Origin of the sequence: Deinococcus ficus (assembly GCF_003444775.1) — a bacterium.
GTDB classification, from domain to species: Bacteria; Deinococcota; Deinococci; order Deinococcales; family Deinococcaceae; genus Deinococcus; species Deinococcus ficus.
On record NZ_CP021081.1, the window covers coordinates 1,339,494 to 1,357,150 of the forward strand.

Genomic DNA, 17,657 nt, shown 5'->3' on the forward strand with positions numbered 1-17,657 from the left:
CTCTTTCGGGGGACGCCTTCCTCCTGCCGAAGGCGCTTACAATTCTTGAGATTTATGGACGCGTTTCGGGCCGTCATGGCACAGATCGGCATTGCCGACCCCCTGGGCACCGGGTTTCTCAGTGTGCTCGTCACCTTCTTCACGGCCCTCGTGTTCACCTGGCGCTTCATTCCGCGTCTCCGGGAGTTCGCGGTGCAGGCCGGCTGGGCCGATATGCCCAACGCCCGGCGCCTGAACACCGAGCCCCTGCCGAACGCGGGCGGCCTGGCGATCTTCGCGGGCTTCGTCGCCAGCGTGATCGTCGCCTGGGCCGGGCGGCCCATCGTGGTGGAACTGGTGAACATCCAGGTGCTGGCCATCATGCTGGGCGCGTCCCTGCTCGTCCTCACGGGCTTCATCGACGACCAGTTCGGCCTGTCCCCGGTCACGCGGCTGCTGGTGCAGGCGCTCGTGGCGGCCCTGCTGATCGTGAACGGCCTGAAGATCGACTTCAACGCGATTCCGTTCCTGCCGGTCCTGCCGGACCCGGTGGCCGGGCCGCTGTCCACCGTGCTCACCGTGCTGTGGATCGTGGGCCTCACGAACGCCGTGAACCTGATGGACGGCGTGGACGGCGTGGTGGGCGGCGTGGGCTTCGTGGTCAGCATGGTGCTGCTCGTCACTGCCGCCCAGTTCACGGACCGCGCCGCCGCCGTGATCCTGCTCGCCGGGCTGGCCGGCGCCACCCTGGCGTACCTGCGGTACAACTTCAACCCCAGCCGCATCATCATGGGCGACGCCGGCGCGTACCTGATCGGGTTCACGCTCGCCGCCGTGAGCCTGCTCGGCACCCTGAAATTCAGTGCCGGGGCGAGCCTGCTCGTGCCCCTGATCGTGCTCGCCCTGCCAGTCGTGGACACCACTCAGGTCGTGATCGGCCGGCTGGCACGCGGCATCCGCAATCCCCTCGGCCACCCGGACAAGACGCACATTCACCACCGCGTGCTGGCCCGCACCGCGTCCGCGCGCCGCACTGCCGTGATCCTCTGGGCGGTCGCCACCGCCTGCGGCGCGTTCGGGATGTGGCTGCAGGGCGTGGACCCCCGCGCGATCCTGATGACGGTCCTGATCATCACGGTGTGCCTGGGCTTCGTGGCCACCCGCCGCGTGCGCGCCCACCGCCGTGAACTCGACCCTGCGGCACCCGATCCCGACGCCACCCCATCGGAGAAGCAATGACCTCCAGCAAACGCATTGTCCTGGCCTTCGGCACCCGTCCGGAAGCCACCAAGATGGCCCCCGTGTACCGCGCCCTGGAAGCGCAGCCGGGCCTCACGCCCCTCATCCTCTCCACCGGGCAGCAGCGCGAGATGCTCGACGGCGCCCTGAACGTGTTCGGCCTGACGCCGGACCGCGACCTGAACGTGATGACGCAGCGCCAGACCCTCGCGGACCTCACCGCCCGGATCGTGCCGCAGGCAGGCGCGGTGCTGCGCGAGATGGGCGCCGACATGGTCCTCGTGCACGGCGACACGACCACCAGCTTCTGCGTGGCCCTGGCCGCCTTCTACGAGGGCATCCCGGTGGGGCACGTGGAGGCCGGGCTGCGCAGCGGCAGCCTGCGCGAACCCTTCCCGGAGGAAGCCAACCGCCGCCTGACCGGCGTGCTCAGCACCCTGGACTTTTCCCCCACGACCGGCAGCCGCGACAACCTGCGCCGCGAAGGCAAGGCGGAAACCGGCATCTTCGTGACCGGGCAGACCGCCGTGGACGCCGTGCGCGAGGTGGCCGGCCGGGTGCCGCTGCGCCCCGAGTGGCAGGCCCGCGTGGCCGCCGGGCAGCGGCTGGTGACCGTCACCATGCACCGCCGCGAGAACCAGCCCATGATGCGCGAGATGGCCCAGGCCCTCGCCCGCGTGGCCGCCGCCCACCCGGACACGCACTTCATCTACCCGGTGCACCTGTCCCCGGCCGTGCAGGAGGCCGTGCGCCCCACGCTGGAGGTTGTGTCGAACTTCGAACTCACCGCGCCGCTCGACTACAGCGACATGGCTCCCCTGATGGCCGCCAGCGTGCTGCTCGCCACCGACAGCGGCGGCCTGCAGGAGGAGGGCGCGGCCCTGAACGTGCCCGTGGCGGTGCTGCGCAACGTCACCGAGCGGCCGGAGGGCGTGGAGGCCGGCGTGCTGCGCCTCGCCGGGAACGACCCGACCACCCTGGAAGCCGTGCTGAACGAACTGCTTTCCAGCCCCGACCTGCTGGAAGCGATGCGCCGCGCCCCGAACCCCTACGGGGACGGGCAGGCCGCCCGGCGGATCGCGCAGGCCATCGCCTGGCACTTCGGGCTGGCCGACCGGCCCGCCGACTGGCGCTGACCGGCCCGCCCGGCTATGCTCGGCCGACCGTGACCGACACCCCCAAGCGGCCCTTCGCCGTCGTCCTGAACCCCCACGCCGGCGGGGGCCTCGCCCGGCGCGCCTGGCCGGAACTCCGCGCCGAACTGGACCGCCGCGGCCTGACCCACACCCTGGTGCAGGCCGACTCGGCCGCGGCCGCGCTGGAGCAGCTCGACGCCCTGCCGCCCGAGTACGCCGTGATGACCCTGGGCGGCGAGGGCACCGTCGCCGGCGTGCTCCCCGCCCTGATCGGCCAGGACCGGCCGGCCGGGCGGCCCCTGGCGATGATCCCGCTGGGCACCGGGAACGACTTTGCCGGCATGACCGGCCTGCGCCCCTGCGCGTTCACCGAGGCGCTGGACCGGCTGGCCTTCGCGCCGCGGCAGGTGGACGCCCTGCGGGTCCACATCCTGACCGGCGAACAGGCGGGGCGCGAGGCCGCGCTCCTGAACGGCCTGGGCATGGGTTTCGACTCGCAGGTCACCGCGAACATGACCCGCGTGCCCGCCCGGCTCAGTGGCCTGGCCCGCTACGCCTGGGCGGCGGTGGTCACCGTGCGCGAACTCCGCCTGACGGAGGTGGAGATCACCGTGGATGGGGAAAGGCTGTACCAGGGGCCGTCCGCGCTGGCGGCCGTAATGAACGGGCAGCGCTTCGGCGGCGGGTTCCAGATCAGCCCCCTGTCCGACGCCCGGGACGGCCTGCTGAACGTCCTGACCAGCACCCGGGTGAGCCGCGGGCAGCTGGTCGGGCTGATGCTGCGCGTCCTGCGCGGCCGGCACCTGGGGCACCCCGCTGTGCGGCACGCGCAGGGTGAGCGGGCGCACGTGCGCTGGGCAGCGCCGCAGCCCCTGCACCTGGACGGCGACCTGAGCGGCACCGTCTCGGAACTGGAGGTCGTGGTCCTGCCGGGCGCCGTGACGCTGCTGAACGCCTGACCGCACCCGAAAGAGCAGGGCGGCCCACCGGAGTCCCCGGTGGGCCGCCCTGGTGCCTGGCTTACCTCAGCTTGTCCAGCGTGGCGCGGGCCTCGGCCGCCTGCCGCTTGTCCCAGAAGGTCGTGGCGGGCATGGCGAGCGCGGCGGTCAGCTGGTCGATCGCGAACTTCTTGTTGTTGCCCTGGTTCAGCACGTTCATGGTCTGCAGGGCGTTCACCCACTCGATGCGGTGTGTGGGGTTGTTGGGCTCCAGCGAGATCGCCTTCTTGAAGTAGTCGTTCACCTTGCGCTTGTCGGCGCCGGTCTGGCTCTTGGCGATGGCGCCCTTCACGCCGCCGGAATCCAGCGTGGCGTTCCACAGGCCCAGCGCGACGTACGCCCCGGCGAGTTTCGGGTTGAGTTCGATGGCGCGGTCCAGGTTGCGTTTCATCTCCTTGGCGAGCCCCAGGCTCTCGAACACGCCTGCGAACTGCGCGAGGCGACCCTGGGCGCGGGCCATCTCGAAGTATGCCTCGGCGTTGTTGGCGTTCAGGCTGATGGCCTTCTTCGCGTAGTCCTGGGCCTTCTGGAAGAGGGCCTTCTTGTCGTCGGCGTCGCTGATGCCGGCGCCGGCGGTGGTGTACTCGGCGGCGGCGGCCAGGCCGTCACTGGTGTTCAGGGCGGCGGCCATGCTGGCAGCGTCCTGCCATTTGCCCTGATCGAACAGGGCCTTGGCGGCGCTCAGGCTTTGGGCTCCGGCGACACCGGTGGTGGCACTCAGGACAAGGGCGAGGGTCAGCAGGGGTGTACGCATGGATTCCTCCGTGGGCAAGCAGCTCGCCGCCCCGTGCTGGGCGGCGTGGGTTTGTGGAAACTGGACTGAGTATACACACAACACTGACCCGGACCTGACCACCGCTCACCTTTCCCGGAGGGACGCTGCCCCCACAGTGTTAGCCTGACTCCCACGTGGACTGGAAAGCCCTTCTCGCGGACCTGCGCGCCCACCTGCCGCCCACCGGCCCGGCCGGCTCCGGCGGGCGGGCCCAGCGCGGCAGCCTGAGGTGGCTGGAACGCGAGATGCGCCGGGTGGGCGGCAACCCGGCCTCCGTGCGCAACATCATCTACCGCGACGTGGGCACCGCCGCCGACAAGGCCGCCCTGCACGCCCTGCTGGGCGAACTGGCTGCGGAAGCCGGGCGGCCCCTGCCCGGGCTGGACCGCCCCGCGGCGGACCCCGCCCCGCCGGAACTGGACCTGCTGGGCCGCAGCAAGAAACGCGCCTACCGGCAGTTCCTGGCCGGCGTGCGGGCCGGCCGGGCGCCCCGGCTGATCGTGAGCGGCCCCCCGGGCTCCGGGAAGACCGTGCTCACCGACCAGATCGCCCTCGCGCTGACCAGGGCCGGCACGCCCTTCGTCCGGCACCGCCTGAGCGGCGAGGTCGGCCCACTGCTGAACCTGCCCCGGGACGCGGGGCGCACCTACGCCGAGCAGAGCGCCGCCCAGCACGCCGCCGCCCGCGCCCTGCTGCCAGGGTCGGGCGTGCTGCTCGTGCAGGTGGGCGCCGCGCTGTCCTTTCACGGCGCGGCGCCCCGGGACACCCAGGCCAGCCGCGTGAGCGCCGCCCGCTGGGCCTCGCAGGCGTTGCTGGGGGCCCTGCCGGCCGGCGTGGCGGCGCTGCTCACCGTGGAGGAGCCCGCCGGGCTGGAGGACGTGCCGGTGGAACACATCCGCATCCAGCCGCCCACGGCGGCCGAGTCCCGCCAGTACCTGATGACCCGCCTGGGCGTGAACCGAGCCGAGGCCGAGCGGCTCCTGTCCGAGACGGGCCGGCACCTCGACCGCCTGACACTGCTGGTCCGTGCCCACGGGGACGACGCCGCCGAGGGCGCCCTGCACGACCCAGACTCCCGCATGCTGGCCGAGGCCACCGCTGCGCTCCACGACCTGCATGCCCTGATTCCGGACCGGAATGCCCCACAGCCCCCGGCCGTGCCTGCCTTCCCGGACGCGCTGCTCACCGCCGCCCTGGGCCGCCCGGTGACCAGCCTGCCGGCCCATGCCCGGGCCCTGCTGCGGCCCGCCGGACCCGGCACGTGGCAGGCCGGGCCGGCCCTGACCGCCAGCTGGCCGCGGGTGGGTCGCGCCCCGCGTGAGTCGGCGCTGCGGCATGTGGCGATGGCCGACGGTCTCCCCCCAGACCTGAGTGGCGCCCGGGTGCACGCCCTGGTCGCGCTGCACGACTGGCCGGGCGTGCTCTCCCTGCTGGGCCGGCACCCGGATCTCGCCCGACACCTGCCCGCGGTCTGGGGGGCGGCGCGTGGGCAGCCGCCCGGCACGGTGCGGGACGGGCTGGCCCGCGCCCTGGCGCAGCACTTCGCGGGGCGCGGCCAGTACAGCCATCCGCAGATGCGCGACGCGCTGTTCATGCTGATGGAATCCGACTCGGACGGCGTGCGCGCCTGGACCCGCGTGAAGCTCGCCGAGTCCAGCCTGGAGACCGGCAACCTGGAGGCCGCCCGCACGCAGCTCGCCCACCCGGACGTCGCCGGCCTGCTCGGGGACGGGGGAGACCGCACGCGCGACCCCTGGCGCCTGTCCGCGCAGGCCGAGGCACTGCTCGTGCAGGCCGCCCTGGCCCGCTGGGACGGGCATCTGGATGAGGCGCGCGCCGCGGTGGCCGACCCCCGCGTCCGGCACGGCGGGCCCCGAGCGCAGCTCTGGCGCGGCCTGATCGACAAGGACCTGGGGGACACCCCGGGGGCCCTCTCGGCCCTGCGGTCCGTGCCGGCCAGCAGCCCCCTGCTCTCGGCCCGCGCCCGCTACCAGGAGGGGGACCTGCTGCTGCGCCTGGGCTGGCCCGGTCCGGCCCTGACCGCGCTGACCGACGCCCTGGCGCGTCTGGAAGCCGCGGGCGGCACTGCCGAGGAGCAGGCGCGCGTCACCGCCCGGCGAGCGACGGCCCTGCGCCGCCTGGGCCGGCTGGACGAGGCGCTGGTCTCGGCTGTCCGGGCCGGGGCGCTGCTGGACCCGGCGGGCGACAGTGTGCTCCAGGCCCGGCTGCTGTCCGAGCGGATCCCGATTCTGCTGGCCCGGCAGGACGTGGCGGGGGCCCTGCTGGTCGCGGCCCAGGCGACGGGGCTGCTGCGGCACGCCAGCACCCGCACCCGGGAGGCCTCGTACCGCGAGCGCCGCACCCGCTACCGCGCGGCCCTGTGCCTGCTCAGCCGCGGGCTGGGCCGCGCCTACCTGTTCCCGCTGCGGGGCGCGGAGGCCGACAGCCCCCACCTGCGGGAGGCCCGCGAGCGGCTCACGGGCCTCCTGACCGCCACGCCGCTGGCCCCGGACCGGGAGCGTCTGTTGCGCCTGGATATGCTGCTCAGCCTGGCGAGCGCGGACCCGGACGCCGGGCGCGCCGCGCGGCACTGCGAGGAGGCGCTGGGCGTGGCCGCCAGCCCGTACGAGCTCATGCAGGTGCACACGGCCCGCGCAGACGCGCACCTGCGGGCCGGTCAGGCGGAGGCGGCCCTGGCGGACGTGCACCGCGCGCATCAGGCGCTGCGACGCACCGTGTCGGCGGCCCCGCCGGCGGGCGAGGCCGAGGCGCCCTACACGGAGGTGGCGCTGGACCCGGGCCTGCGGGCGCAGCTGCTCACCGTGGAAGCCCGAGCGGGCCTGATGGACCCGGGTTCCCGCCCGGACGCCCTGGTGCGCTGGGTGCGGGAACAGCTGTGCGACGCCAGCCTGCAGCCGTTCCGGGCGGGAGTGTGGCGGGATGTGGGCGAGGCCCTGGCGACCCGGCCGGACGCGGAAGCCTGCCTGCTGGCCCTGCATCCGGATGCGCCTCTGGACGTCCTGACCGTCGCCGACGCCTTTACCACCGCTGAGAGGCTGGCGGCTGGCGACACCTGAACGTCAGGGCTTCGGGGGGGTGGCTGCCCGGGCCGCGCGGGCGTTATACACGCGGTGCATGTTATCCAGTTCGCCCAGGCACGGCTGCTGCCCGGACAGCGGCAGGGCGTTCATCATGAAGTTCTTCTCCGGGTCCAGCTTCACGCACCAGCGCGCCGCGAACATCCGCTTCACGGCGTTCAGCGCCGGGCCGTAGCCCTCGCCGCCGTACTGGAAGAACGCCACCACCGCGAAGGTCGGCGGGCCCTGCGTGCCGACCGGGCCGTACCCCTCGTACCAGGAGTGGGTGTAGGCGTAGCCGTTGCGGTAGCTCTGGCCGTTCTCGGCCGTGCCGGTCTTGCCGGAGGTCGCCACCGGGAAGAACTGCGGGCCGAGTTTCGTGCTGGACGTCCCGGTGGGCAGGGTGGTGGTCCAGTACATGCCTTCTTTCACCAGCCGGAACACCTCGGTGTTGCCGTTGTGCGTCACGTCCTTCGCGGGTTTCGGCGGCTGGAGCACGCCGCCCACCTTGCGCAGCACCGTCAGGGGCCGCTGCTGGCCCTCGTTGATGATGGTGGACTGCACCCACGCCACCTGCGCGGGCGTGACCTGCACGCTGCCCTGCCCGATGCTCATGCTCAGGCCCATCCCGGGGAACCAGGGGTCCTCTCTGGTGGTGTAGTCGTCGATGCTGCGGACGCTGCCCTCCTTCTCCCCGATCAGCTCGATGCCGGTCTTCTGGAAGTACCCCAGTTCCGTCAGGCGCGACTTCAGTTCCCGCGAGTAGGCCCCGGGGCTGACCTTGGCCGCCGAGTGGTAGTACCAGGGATTGCAGGAGTACGCGATGGCCTTGCGGCCGTCCACCACGCCCAGCGGCCGGCCGGACCAGTTCTTGAAGCTGCTGCGCCCGAACCAGTACACCGGGTTGCACGGCAGATAGAAGTTCCCCCACTTCTCCACGGACATCAGGGTGGTGGCGATCTTGAACACGCTGCCCGGCGGGTACGGCTGCACCACCCGGTTGGCGGTCACGGCGTCCAGCTTCGCGCCCTCGCGGTTGGGGTCCACCGCCCAGTTTTTCGCCTTCTGGTCGGGGCTGGGCACCTGCGAGAACCAGTTCGGGTCGTACACCGGCGTGCTCGCCATGGCGAGGACCTCGTTCGTGCGCGGGTCCAGCGCGATGATCGCGCCGCGCGGCAGTTCCTCGTGAGGTTTGCCGTTGTGGGCGCGGCCCTCGTTGATGTCCTTCAGCGCGAGCCGCAGAGCGTCCTCGGCGGCCTTCTGCAGCACGCTGTCGATGGTGAGGACCACGTCCTTGCCCTTCCGGCCCGGGTCCACGATCCGCTCCGTCTGTGGGCGGCCGTTGGCGGTCACCTCCCGGCGACGGATGCCGTTGCGGCCCGTCAGGGTCTCCTGCAGGCTGGCCTCCAGGCCCAGCTTGCCCACCAAGTCACCGCGGGCGTAGCCCTCCTCCTCGACCTCGCGGGCGTTGGCTTCCTGCACGTACCCGAGCAGGTGCGCGGCAAACTTGCCCTTCGGGTACACCCGTTCCACCCGCTCGCGCAGTTCCAGGCTGGGCACCAGCACCGTGTACTCGTACAGCGCGCCCAGTTTCTCCTGCGGCACGTTGCGGGCCAGCACGACCTCGGCCTCCTTCGAGAAGTCCGGTTCGCGCGGCTGGCCGTTCACGAGGTTCTCCGGTTTCACGCCCGCGAGGTACCGGATCTTCTCCCAGGCGGGAATGGCCTGCTCCGGGTCGCTGGGGTCCTTGCGGCCCACGTACACGAGGTCCACCGCGAGCCGGCTGGTGGCGACGAGCACGCCGTCCCGGGTGCGGATCTCGCCGCGCAGGGCCCGGACGATCTCGTCACGCTGGTAGTTGCTGGCCGACTGCACCGCGAACTGGCTGTGCTGCACGACCTGCAGCTGCACCAGCCGCGCCCCCAGCCCCAGGAACCCCAGGCTGAACGCCAGCGCCATCCAGCGCACGCGCGCGCCGCCGCGGCCCGGCACGTCCCGGGCGCTGGCCTCGCTCAGGCCGCCCCCGGCGCGGCGGCGCAGGTGACGGCGGCGCGACAGCGGGTCGCGGCTCACGAGAAGGTCTCCTCCGACCCGGACCGTTCGCCCAGCCCCCACACGATCAGCCGCTCCCACACCCCGCTGACGATCAGCGTCCCCAGGAACACCGCCGGGACCGTCTGCATCAGGGACGCCTGCGTGATCAGGCCCATGCGCAGCACGTAGTTCAGGACCAGGAACGCCAGCCATTCGCCCACGACCGCCGCGACCACGCTGAGCAGCCCCTGGAAGATGCTGCCGTCCCCCACGTAACGCCGCACGAACATCACCAGCAGCGCCCCGCCGGCCACGCCCGCGGCGTGAAAGCCCAGCGTGCCGGCGCCCAGCACGTCCTGCAGCAGGCCCACGCCGTACGCCGCCAGCAGGGCCGGCAGCGGCGCCAGCCGCCACGCCAGCGCGGCGCCGGTCAGCAGGAACAGGTCCGGCGCGGCCACGCCCACCGCCTCGGCCAGCCGCGAGAGCAGCGACTGCACGGCGATCAGCGCCAGCAGGTACAGCGTGGGCCGCAGCCAGCGCTGCGAACCCCGGCGCGGCACGCCGGTCAGCCGGTCACGCGTCACAGGCCCTCCAGGATGGTCACGTCCTCAATGACGCCCACGTCCACCGCGGGTTTCACGATCACGGTGCGGTTCACGTCGTTCGGGCCCAGCGGCAGCACTTCCTCCACGCGGCCCACCGGGATGCCCACCGGGTACAGGCCGCCCAGGCTGCTGGTCACCAGCATGTCCCCCTTCTTCAGCGGTACGCCCCGCGAGAACTGCGCCTTCATGCGGTCCGGCGGGGAGCCGTGCGCCAGGCCCCGGCCGCCCTTGCTGCCCTGCAGGGTCACGCCCACGCTGCTTTCCGGGTCCACCAGCGCCACCACGGTGCACTCGGTGGGCGCGACCGCCACGACCTGCCCGACCAGCCCGCCCGGCACCGTGACCGGCATGCGCACCCGCACCCCGTGCCGGGAGCCGCGGTTCAGCGTGAGTCGCGCCAGCAGGGGGCTGGGGTCCACGGCGACCACCTGCGCGATGCCCAGCACGTTCGGGGCCTGCGTCTCGGTGATCTTCTGCAGCTGCCGCAGGCGCGTGACCTCGCGGGTGAGCAGCTCGTTGCGTTCCCGCAGCGAGGCGTTTTCCGCCTCGGCGCGTTCCAGGTCCCGGCCCAGCTTGCGTTCCTCGGTGAGGGTGGTGTACGCCCGGCGCAGGTTGTCGGCGGTGACCACGCCCACCCGGTTCAGGGGCGCGGTGGCGGAGCGCAGCGTGGCCGGCGACGCCACCTGGAACCGCGTGAGCACCAGGCTCAGCAGCAGCAGCCCGGCGTACAGCAGCGCAGCGCGGCTGCGCTGGTTCACGCGCCGCCCGGTCACGCCCTGCCCACGCCCACTGCGCCCTGGACCTCACCCCACACCGGCACCCCCGCCTGCCGCAGCAGCCGGATCACGACCGACAGGGGAAAGCCCACCACGTTGCTGTACTCGCCCTCCACCCACTCCACCAGCGCGGCGCCCAAGTGCTGGATGCCGTACCCGCCGGCCTTGTCCAGGCCCTCGCCGCTCGCCGCGTAGTAGAGGCACTCGGCGTCCGAGAGGTCACGGAAGGTCACGGCGGTGCGCGGCACCTCCAGCCACTCCTGGGGGCCGTGCAGCACCGCCACGCCCGTGAACACGTCGTGGGTGCGCCCGGAGAGCGCGCGCAGGAACGCGGCGTTTTCCGCCGCGTCCGCCGGTTTGGCGAGCAGCCGCCCGCCCACCGCGACGACGGTGTCGGCCGCGATCACCACGGCGTCCGGGTGCTGCGCGGCCACCTCCCGGCCCTTCAGCAGCGCCAGCTCGCCCGCCAGGCGCTGCGGGTCCGTCTCGGGACTGTCCTCGTCGGCGCCGCTCACGACCACTTCAAAGGGCACGCCCAGACTCGTGAGCAGTTCACGCCGGCGGGGACTGCCGGACGCCAGGATCACGCGCCCCCCCGCACCGCCCGGCATCAGTACCCGCCGCCGGTCTGCTCGCCCGCGACCAGCGCCACGCCGCCCGAAGTGCCCAGGCGCGTGGCGCCCGCCTCGATCATGCGCGCGGCGTCGTCCGGGGTGCGCACGCCGCCGGCCGCCTTGATGGCCGCGCGGCCCGCGATCACCTCACGCATCAGGGCCACGTCCTCCGGGGTGGCGCCGCCCGTGCCGAAGCCGGTGCTGGTCTTCACGAAGTCCGCGCCGCCGCGCACGGCCGCCTCGGTCGCGCCGCGTTTCTGCTCGTCGTTCAGGTAGCAGGTCTCGATGATCACCTTCAGCACCTGGTCCGGAATGGCCTGCCGCACCGCTCGGACGTCGGCCTCCACGGCTGCCCAGTTGCCGTCCAGCGCCGAGGCGATGTGAATGACCATGTCCACCTCGTCCGCGCCGGCCGCCACGCTGAGTTTCGCCTCCGCGGCCTTCTGCTCGGGGCTCACCGCGCCCAGCGGGAACCCGCACACGGTCGCCACCTTCACGCCGCTCCCCGCGAGTTCCGCCTTCGCCAGGGGCACGTACACCGGGTTCACGCACACCGCGTAAAAGGCGTTGTCGCGGGCCTCCGCGCACAGGGTGCGGATGTCGGCGGCGGTGGCGGTGGCTTTCAGGAGCGTGTGGTCAATGTAGGGCGCGAGCTTCACATCCCCTATGGTACCCGCGCCCGCTTTTAGAAACGTGGAATACCTCGCGCGGCGCCGCGCTACCCTGGGCGGCATGACGGACGCCCCCCACCACGCGCTCGCTCCCGGTGACGCCTTCCCCGACTTCGACCTGCCCGACGCCGGCGGCACCCGCCACCGCCTCGCGCAGTACGAGGGCCGCTACGTGGTCCTGTACGCGTATCCCAAGGACGACACGCCCGGCTGCACGAAAGAAGCCTGCGACTTCCGGGACCACGCCCGCCTGAAGGCGCTGGGCGCCGTGATCCTGGGCATCAGTGCCGACGACGCCGACAGCCACCGCCAGTTCGCCGAGAAGTACAGCCTGCCCTTCCCGCTGCTCACCGACGACGGCGCCCACTTCCTGAAGACGCTCGGGACGTACGGCGAGAAGAACCTGTACGGCAAGGTCACCGAGGGCATCAAACGCCAGACCTTCCTGATCGGCCCGGACGGCCGGCTCGTGAAGTCCTGGCGGGCCGTGAAGGTGGACGGTCACGCCGACGCGGTGGCCGGCGCCATCGAGGCCGATCAGGCGAAGGCCGGCGCATGAGCGACCTGGAAGCCCTGAAGAAGGAAGCGGCCCTGAAGGCCGTGGCGCTGGTCCGCAGCGGCGACCGCGTGGGCCTGGGCACCGGCAGCACCGCCAAGTACGCCATCGAGGAACTCGGGCGGAAACTCGCCGCGGGCGAACTGACCGGCATCGTGGGCGTGTCCACCAGCGAGGCCAGCGAACAGCTCGCCCGGCAGGTCGGCGTGCCCACCGAACCCCTCGACCCCCGCCCCCTGGACATCGCCATCGACGGCGCCGACGAGATCGCCCCCAACCTCGACCTCGTCAAGGGCCTGGGCGGCGCCCTGGTCCGCGAGAAGGTCACGGAAGTGCAGGCCAGGCGCCTGATCATCATCGCCGACCACACCAAACTCGTGGGGCAGCTGGGCGAGAAGGCCCCCCTGCCCATCGAGATCCTGAAGTTCGGGTTCCTGAGCACCATCGACCGCCTGCGGGCCTTCCTCCCCGGCGGGCAGCTGCGGCAGCCCGCCGCGCAGCCCTACGTGACGGACAACGGCAACTACATCTACGACGCCAGGCTCCCGGAGACCTTCGACCCGGCCGAGCTGGAACGCCGCATCAAGGGCACGCTCGGCGTGGTGGACACCGGCCTTTTCCTCGGCATGGCCGAGCGGGCCTTCGTGGCCGCGCCGGACGGCGTGCAGGAACTCACGCGGTCCTGAGCCGCGCGCCGCAACCTCGCACACGCACGCGCGGATCAGCGGGTACAGTCGGGACACCCCCACCGCCTTGAAGGAGACCCGATGATCCAGCCCGCCTCCGCTCCGTCGCCCGCGTTCGTGGCCGTGTCCTGGGCCGCCGTGTTCATCGGCATGCTCGGGTACGCCATCGGCATCTGGGTGTCGCCCATGCCGCTGAACAGCAAGGGCTTTTACCTCGTCACCCTGCTGTACGGCCTGTTCGCCGCGATCAGCGTGCAGAAAAGCGTCCGTGACCGGCTGGAAGGCATTCCAGTCACGGACCTGTACTTCGGGCTGTGCTGGCTCTCGGTGGGCCTGTGCCTGCTGCTGATGCTGATCGGCCTGTGGAACGCCCCGCTGCCCCTGGCGGAGAAGGGCTTTTACGGCATGGCGTACATGCTGGCCCTGTTCGGCGCGGTCGCCGTGCAGAAAAACGTCCGGGACGGCGCCCGGAGCGCCCTCAGCTTCCCGCGTTCCGGTCCGGAGTGACCGCCCCGGCCGTGACCTCGCGCAGCTGACCGGCCAGCCCTTCCGGGTCACGCGTGGGCAGCCGGCAGGCGTGATTCAGGCACAGGTACGCCTGTCCGCCCCCGGGGCGGCCTTCCAGCACCGGGAGGTCGCCCCCTTCCTCGGCAGGGGTCAGGGCCACGAACGGCAGGTAATGCCGCGCCGCCTCGCGTTCCAGCGGGACGCGGTCCTCCGGTGTGCCGACGATCGCCAGTTCCAGGTGCGGGGCGGCCAGGAAGGCTGCGGCCTGCCACAGCCCGCCGAAGCCGCTGGCGGCCGCCAGAAGGTCGGCGGCGAAGGCGTTCACGGTGCGTTCCGCGATGGTCCGCGCGGCCTCGTCCGCGAAGTAGCGGTGCATCCACACGGCCAGCAGGGCCGCCGCCGCGTTGTCGCTGATGACTGCCGAGTCGAAGCCCGGCGCCTGCCGCGTGAGCAATGTCTCGGCGCGGCCGCCGGTGGCGTAGAACACGCCGGCCGCGTCGTCCCAGAAGTCGCGGCGGCTGATCTCCCACAACTCCCGCGCCCAGCGCAGGTGCGCGAGGTCCCCGCCCGCCTGGAACAGCGCCACCAGCCCCAGCGCGTACAGGGCGTGGTCTTCCAGCAGGCCCTCCACCCGCGCCTGCCCTTCCTTGAAGCTGTGGCGCAGGGTGCCGTCCGGCAGGCGCAGCTCCCGGTGCATGAAGTCGGCGTTGCGGCGCGCGACATCCAGGTGGTGGGGTTCACCTAGGATGCGCGCGGCGTCCGAGAAGGCGGCCAGCGCCAGCCCGTTCCAGGAGGTGAGCACCTTGTCGTCGGTGCCGGGCTGCGTCCGGGCCTGCCGCGCCGCGAGGAGCCGCGCGCGGAGGTCGGCCAGCCGGGCCCCCACGTCCTCCCCCAGGTCGCGGGCCAGGGCGCTGGCGGAAGTGGGGGTGTGCAGCACGCTGCGGCTGCCGTACTCGGGCCGGTGAGGGTCACGGAAATTGCCGTCCGGGGTCACGTTGAAGTACCGCAGGGCCAGATCGGCCCCACCGCCCAGCACCTCGCGGATTTCTTCGGGGGTCCAGGTGAAGGTCAGGCCCTCCACGCCGCCATGCTCGGTGGGCGTGTCGGCATCCTGCGCGCTGTAAAAGCCGCCGGTGGGGGAGAGCATCTCGCGTTCCAGGTACGCCAGGGTCCGCCGTGCGAGGTCCGCGAACTCCTCATCGCCGGTCAGCTGGTGGGCGCGCAGCAGCGTGCGGGTGAGCTGCGCGTTGTCGTACAGCATCTTCTCGAAGTGCGGCACCAGCCACTGCGCGTCCACGCTGTACCGGTGAAAGCCGCCGCCCAGGTGATCGTGAATGCCGCCCCGGCCCATGGCCCGCAGGGTGTGCAGCGCCATGTCCCGCCCGGCCGGCTGGGTGAGCAGGAAGTCCAGCGTGGTGGGCGCCGGGAACTTGGGCGCGTCGCCAAAGCCCCCCAGAGTCTCGTCGAACACGCGCCGCAGGTGCTCCACGGCCCGCGCCAGGGCGCCGTCCGGCAGGCCACCTGCGCTCCCTCTCGGCTGGCCCAGGTCCTTCAGGTGCGCGGTCAGTGCCTGCGCGTTTTCCAGCGCCTGCCCCCGGCGATTGACCCAGACGTCCGCGATGCTCGCCAGCACCCGCCGGAAGCTGGGCAGGCCGTACCCCTCCTGCGGTGGAAAGTACGTCCCGGCGTAGAACGGCTCGCGGTCCGGCGTGAGAAACACCGTCATCGGCCAGCCGCCCTGCCCGGTCAGGGCCTGCGTGGCCGTCATGTACACCGCGTCCACGTCCGGGCGTTCCTCGCGGTCCACCTTCACGTTCACGAAGTCGCGGTTCATCTGCGCGGCCGTCTGCGCGTCCTCAAAGGACTCGTGCGCCATCACGTGACACCAGTGGCAGGTGGAGTACCCCACGCTGAGCAGCACCGGCACGTCCCGCCGCCGCGCCTCCGCGAAGGCCTCGTCCCCCCACGGATACCAGTCCACCGGGTTGTCCCGGTGCTGCAGCAGGTAAGGGCTGGACTCCTGGGCGAGGCGGTTCATGCCGCCAGCGTACCGGCCGGGGGGGTACACTGGCGCATTCACAACTCACCGGAGGTTCACATGCACCAGAGCTTCACTCTCTCCCGCATCCTGCTCACCGCGCTGCTGCTCACCGCCGGTTCCGGCCTCGCCCAGACCGCGCCCGCCAGCGCGTCCCCCGCCGCCACTGGCACCCTGCTGCCGCCCGTCAGCGACGCGCCCATCTACGTCGCGTACCCCGCCGACAAGTACACGGTGGCGTTCACGCACGTCCTCGTGGAGGGCAGCGTGAAGCCCAGCGCGACCCTCACCCTGAACGGCCAGCCGGTGGACGTCGGCACGGACGGCCTGTTCATCGAATGGGTGGCCCTGCAGCCCGGCGCGAACGCCCTGACCCTGGAATCCACGCTGGGCGGCGTGACCAGCAGCCGCGTGCTGACCGTGACCAGGGCTGCCTCCGCCCCTCTGACCGGTGCGGCGCAGATCGCCCCGGCCAGCCTGCAGCCGGCCGCCGACCGCATTCTGTACGTGCAGCCCGCCAACCTGGAGATGCGGGCGGTGCCCGTGGCCTTCACCGGCACCGCCGGCGGGAAGGCCACCTTCAGGGTCGGGGACCTCGGCCCATTCCCGATGGCCGAAACCGCCCCCGGGCAGTACGCGGGCACGTTCCTGCTGCCGGCCGCCCTGGCCGCCGCGCCGGTCAGCGTCACCCTCACCGCCGCCGACGGCACGGCCGCCACCGCCGACTCCAAGGGCAAACTCGCCGTGACCGGCAGCGGCCCGCGCGTGGCCGAGGTGAGCGCCGCCATTCCCGGGCGCGGCCTGAACGCCGGGACCTTCGTGTGGCGCAACGGCGCCGGCCGCAACTACGTGGTGTACCCCCGCCCCGGCGCGCAGACGGTCGTGATCGGCGAGGACGGCAGCACCTATATCGTGCAGGCCAGCAGCACCCTCACCCTGAACGCCCCGAAAACCACCCTCACCCTGCGCCCCGAGGGCACGCCCCTCCCGCGCGCGGTGTTCACCACCATCGGCGTGAAAAACGCCGGCACGCACACCGAGGTGAACCTGCAACTGCCCGCGAAGGTGCCCTTCACCGTGGAACAGCAGGTGAGTGGCAGCGCGTCCAGCCTGGACCTGCGGCTCTTCCACACCGTGGCCGACGTGGACTACATCGTGTCCGACGCGCCCGGCGGCATCGTGCGGGACGTCCGCTGGACCCAGGACGCCGACGGCGTCGCCCGCGTGCACGTGGACCTCAACGGCGTGCCCTGGGGCTACGACGCCACCTACCAGTCCGGCAGCACCCTGACCCTGCGCGTGCGCAACGCCCCCACCCTGGACGCCCGCCGGCCGCTGGAGGGCCGCGTGATCGTGATCGACCCCGGACACGGCGGGGACGAGTTCGGCGGCGCCGGCCCCCTGCGCGTCCCGGAGAAGAACATCGACCTCGCCGTGGGCCTGCGCGTGGCCGAACTGCTGCGCGCCAAAGGCGCCACCGTGCACCTCACCCGCACCGCGGACGTCACCACGCCCATCTATGACCGCCCCCTGCTCGCCGAGGAGAAAAACGCCGAGCTGCTGGTCAGCATTCACGCCAATGCCCTCCCGGACGGCGTGGACCCCCGCACCAAACGCGGCGCGGGCGTGTACTACTACCACCCCCAGGCCCGCGCCCTGGCCGACGCCATCCAGGGCAGCTTCCTGAGCAGCATGCCGGACCTCGGCAACGACGGCGTGCACTACCAGAACCTCGCCCTGGCCCGGCCCACCACGCAGCTGAGCGTGCTCGTCGAGATGGCCTTCCTCACTGACAAGGGCAACCTGCGCCTGATGATGGACGACGTCGGCCGGGAACGCCTCGCGCAGACCATCACCCTGGGCATCGAGCGCTTCTACCGCGACGCCGCCCTCGCCCAGCCCCGCCGGTAGGGCCTGGCCGCCGGAACTTCAGGGTCCCTTGAGACGCCCCGGGCCGGCCCGGCCC

At 72.4% G+C, this 17,657-nt stretch carries 15 protein-coding genes; 8 read left to right on the forward strand and 7 right to left on the reverse strand.

What is annotated here, in order from left to right; translation table 11 throughout:
- The first annotated feature begins 54 nt into the window (after positions 1 to 54).
- Genes DFI_RS06555 through DFI_RS06565 form a run of 3 tightly spaced genes read left to right on the forward strand, consistent with a single transcriptional unit; the run spans position 55 to position 3,313 of the window.
- On the forward strand, positions 55 to 1,218 hold the full coding sequence (locus tag DFI_RS06555) for an MraY family glycosyltransferase (protein ID WP_043777651.1): 1,164 nt from the start codon (positions 55 to 57) through the stop codon (positions 1,216 to 1,218).
- Positions 1,215 to 2,354: a non-hydrolyzing UDP-N-acetylglucosamine 2-epimerase gene (gene wecB / locus DFI_RS06560; protein ID WP_027462595.1), complete on the forward strand. Its 1,140-nt coding sequence runs from the start codon at positions 1,215 to 1,217 to the stop codon at positions 2,352 to 2,354. Before DFI_RS06555 ends, wecB begins: the two co-directional genes overlap by 4 nt.
- Positions 2,355 to 2,383: 29 nt before the next feature.
- Positions 2,384 to 3,313, forward strand: coding sequence for a diacylglycerol/lipid kinase family protein (locus DFI_RS06565; RefSeq protein ID WP_027462596.1), 930 nt, complete (start codon positions 2,384 to 2,386; stop codon positions 3,311 to 3,313).
- Between the two features lie 61 nt (positions 3,314 to 3,374).
- Here the strand turns inward: DFI_RS06565 and DFI_RS06570 are convergent, their stop codons facing one another.
- Positions 3,375 to 4,106 carry a tetratricopeptide repeat protein gene (locus DFI_RS06570; RefSeq protein WP_027462597.1) on the reverse strand — a complete coding sequence of 244 codons (732 nt, stop codon included), beginning with the start codon at positions 4,104 to 4,106 and terminating at the stop codon, positions 3,375 to 3,377.
- A 155-nt stretch (positions 4,107 to 4,261) separates the two neighbouring features.
- Between DFI_RS06570 and DFI_RS06575 the strand changes: the two genes are divergently transcribed.
- Entirely contained in the window at positions 4,262 to 7,204 is a 2,943-nt protein-coding gene (locus tag DFI_RS06575) for a P-loop NTPase family protein (protein ID WP_027462598.1), read from the forward strand.
- A gap of 3 nt (positions 7,205 to 7,207) precedes the next feature.
- Here the strand turns inward: DFI_RS06575 and DFI_RS06580 are convergent, their stop codons facing one another.
- From DFI_RS06580 to deoC, 5 genes are read right to left on the reverse strand one after another with little or no spacing between them, the layout of a single operon-like run.
- A complete protein-coding gene (locus DFI_RS06580) occupies positions 7,208 to 9,277 on the reverse strand; it encodes a peptidoglycan D,D-transpeptidase FtsI family protein (protein ID WP_027462599.1) in 2,070 nt (689 codons plus the stop codon).
- Positions 9,274 to 9,822 carry a rod shape-determining protein MreD gene (gene mreD, locus DFI_RS06585; RefSeq protein ID WP_022802109.1) on the reverse strand — a complete coding sequence of 183 codons (549 nt, stop codon included), beginning with the start codon at positions 9,820 to 9,822 and terminating at the stop codon, positions 9,274 to 9,276. Before mreD ends, DFI_RS06580 begins: the two co-directional genes overlap by 4 nt.
- Complete coding sequence (gene mreC / locus DFI_RS06590; protein ID WP_028306100.1) at positions 9,819 to 10,616, reverse strand: rod shape-determining protein MreC; 798 nt, start codon at positions 10,614 to 10,616, stop codon at positions 9,819 to 9,821. Before mreC ends, mreD begins: the two co-directional genes overlap by 4 nt.
- A complete protein-coding gene (locus tag DFI_RS06595; protein WP_027462601.1) occupies positions 10,613 to 11,230 on the reverse strand; it encodes a Maf family nucleotide pyrophosphatase in 618 nt (205 codons plus the stop codon). The genes mreC and DFI_RS06595 overlap by 4 nt, the downstream gene beginning before the upstream one ends.
- Complete coding sequence (gene deoC / locus DFI_RS06600; protein ID WP_027462602.1) at positions 11,230 to 11,892, reverse strand: deoxyribose-phosphate aldolase; 663 nt, start codon at positions 11,890 to 11,892, stop codon at positions 11,230 to 11,232. The genes DFI_RS06595 and deoC overlap by 1 nt, the downstream gene beginning before the upstream one ends.
- 73 nt (positions 11,893 to 11,965) lie before the next feature.
- Here deoC and prxQ point away from each other — a divergent pair, with 73 nt between their 5' ends.
- The 3 genes from prxQ to yiaA all read left to right on the forward strand — a co-directional run bounded on the left by prxQ (position 11,966) and on the right by yiaA (position 13,653).
- Positions 11,966 to 12,463, forward strand: a complete 498-nt coding sequence (gene prxQ, locus DFI_RS06605; protein WP_027462603.1) for a thioredoxin-dependent peroxiredoxin PrxQ — start codon at positions 11,966 to 11,968, stop codon at positions 12,461 to 12,463.
- Complete coding sequence (gene rpiA / locus DFI_RS06610) at positions 12,460 to 13,146, forward strand: ribose 5-phosphate isomerase A (protein ID WP_027462604.1); 687 nt, start codon at positions 12,460 to 12,462, stop codon at positions 13,144 to 13,146. Before prxQ ends, rpiA begins: the two co-directional genes overlap by 4 nt.
- 81 nt (positions 13,147 to 13,227) lie before the next feature.
- The gene (gene yiaA, locus DFI_RS06615) at positions 13,228 to 13,653 is read left to right on the forward strand and encodes an inner membrane protein YiaA (RefSeq protein ID WP_043777655.1); all 426 of its coding nucleotides are present in this window, start codon (positions 13,228 to 13,230) and stop codon (positions 13,651 to 13,653) included.
- Here the strand turns inward: yiaA and DFI_RS06620 are convergent.
- Positions 13,625 to 15,691 carry a thioredoxin domain-containing protein gene (locus tag DFI_RS06620; RefSeq protein ID WP_051307648.1) on the reverse strand — a complete coding sequence of 689 codons (2,067 nt, stop codon included), beginning with the start codon at positions 15,689 to 15,691 and terminating at the stop codon, positions 13,625 to 13,627. The genes yiaA and DFI_RS06620 overlap by 29 nt on opposite strands.
- Before the next feature lie 60 nt (positions 15,692 to 15,751).
- Here DFI_RS06620 and DFI_RS20140 point away from each other — a divergent pair, with 60 nt between their 5' ends.
- Positions 15,752 to 17,602 (forward strand): N-acetylmuramoyl-L-alanine amidase, encoded by a 1,851-nt coding sequence (locus DFI_RS20140; RefSeq protein WP_027462605.1) that lies wholly within the window; start codon positions 15,752 to 15,754, stop codon positions 17,600 to 17,602.
- Positions 17,603 to 17,657 lie beyond the last annotated feature (55 nt).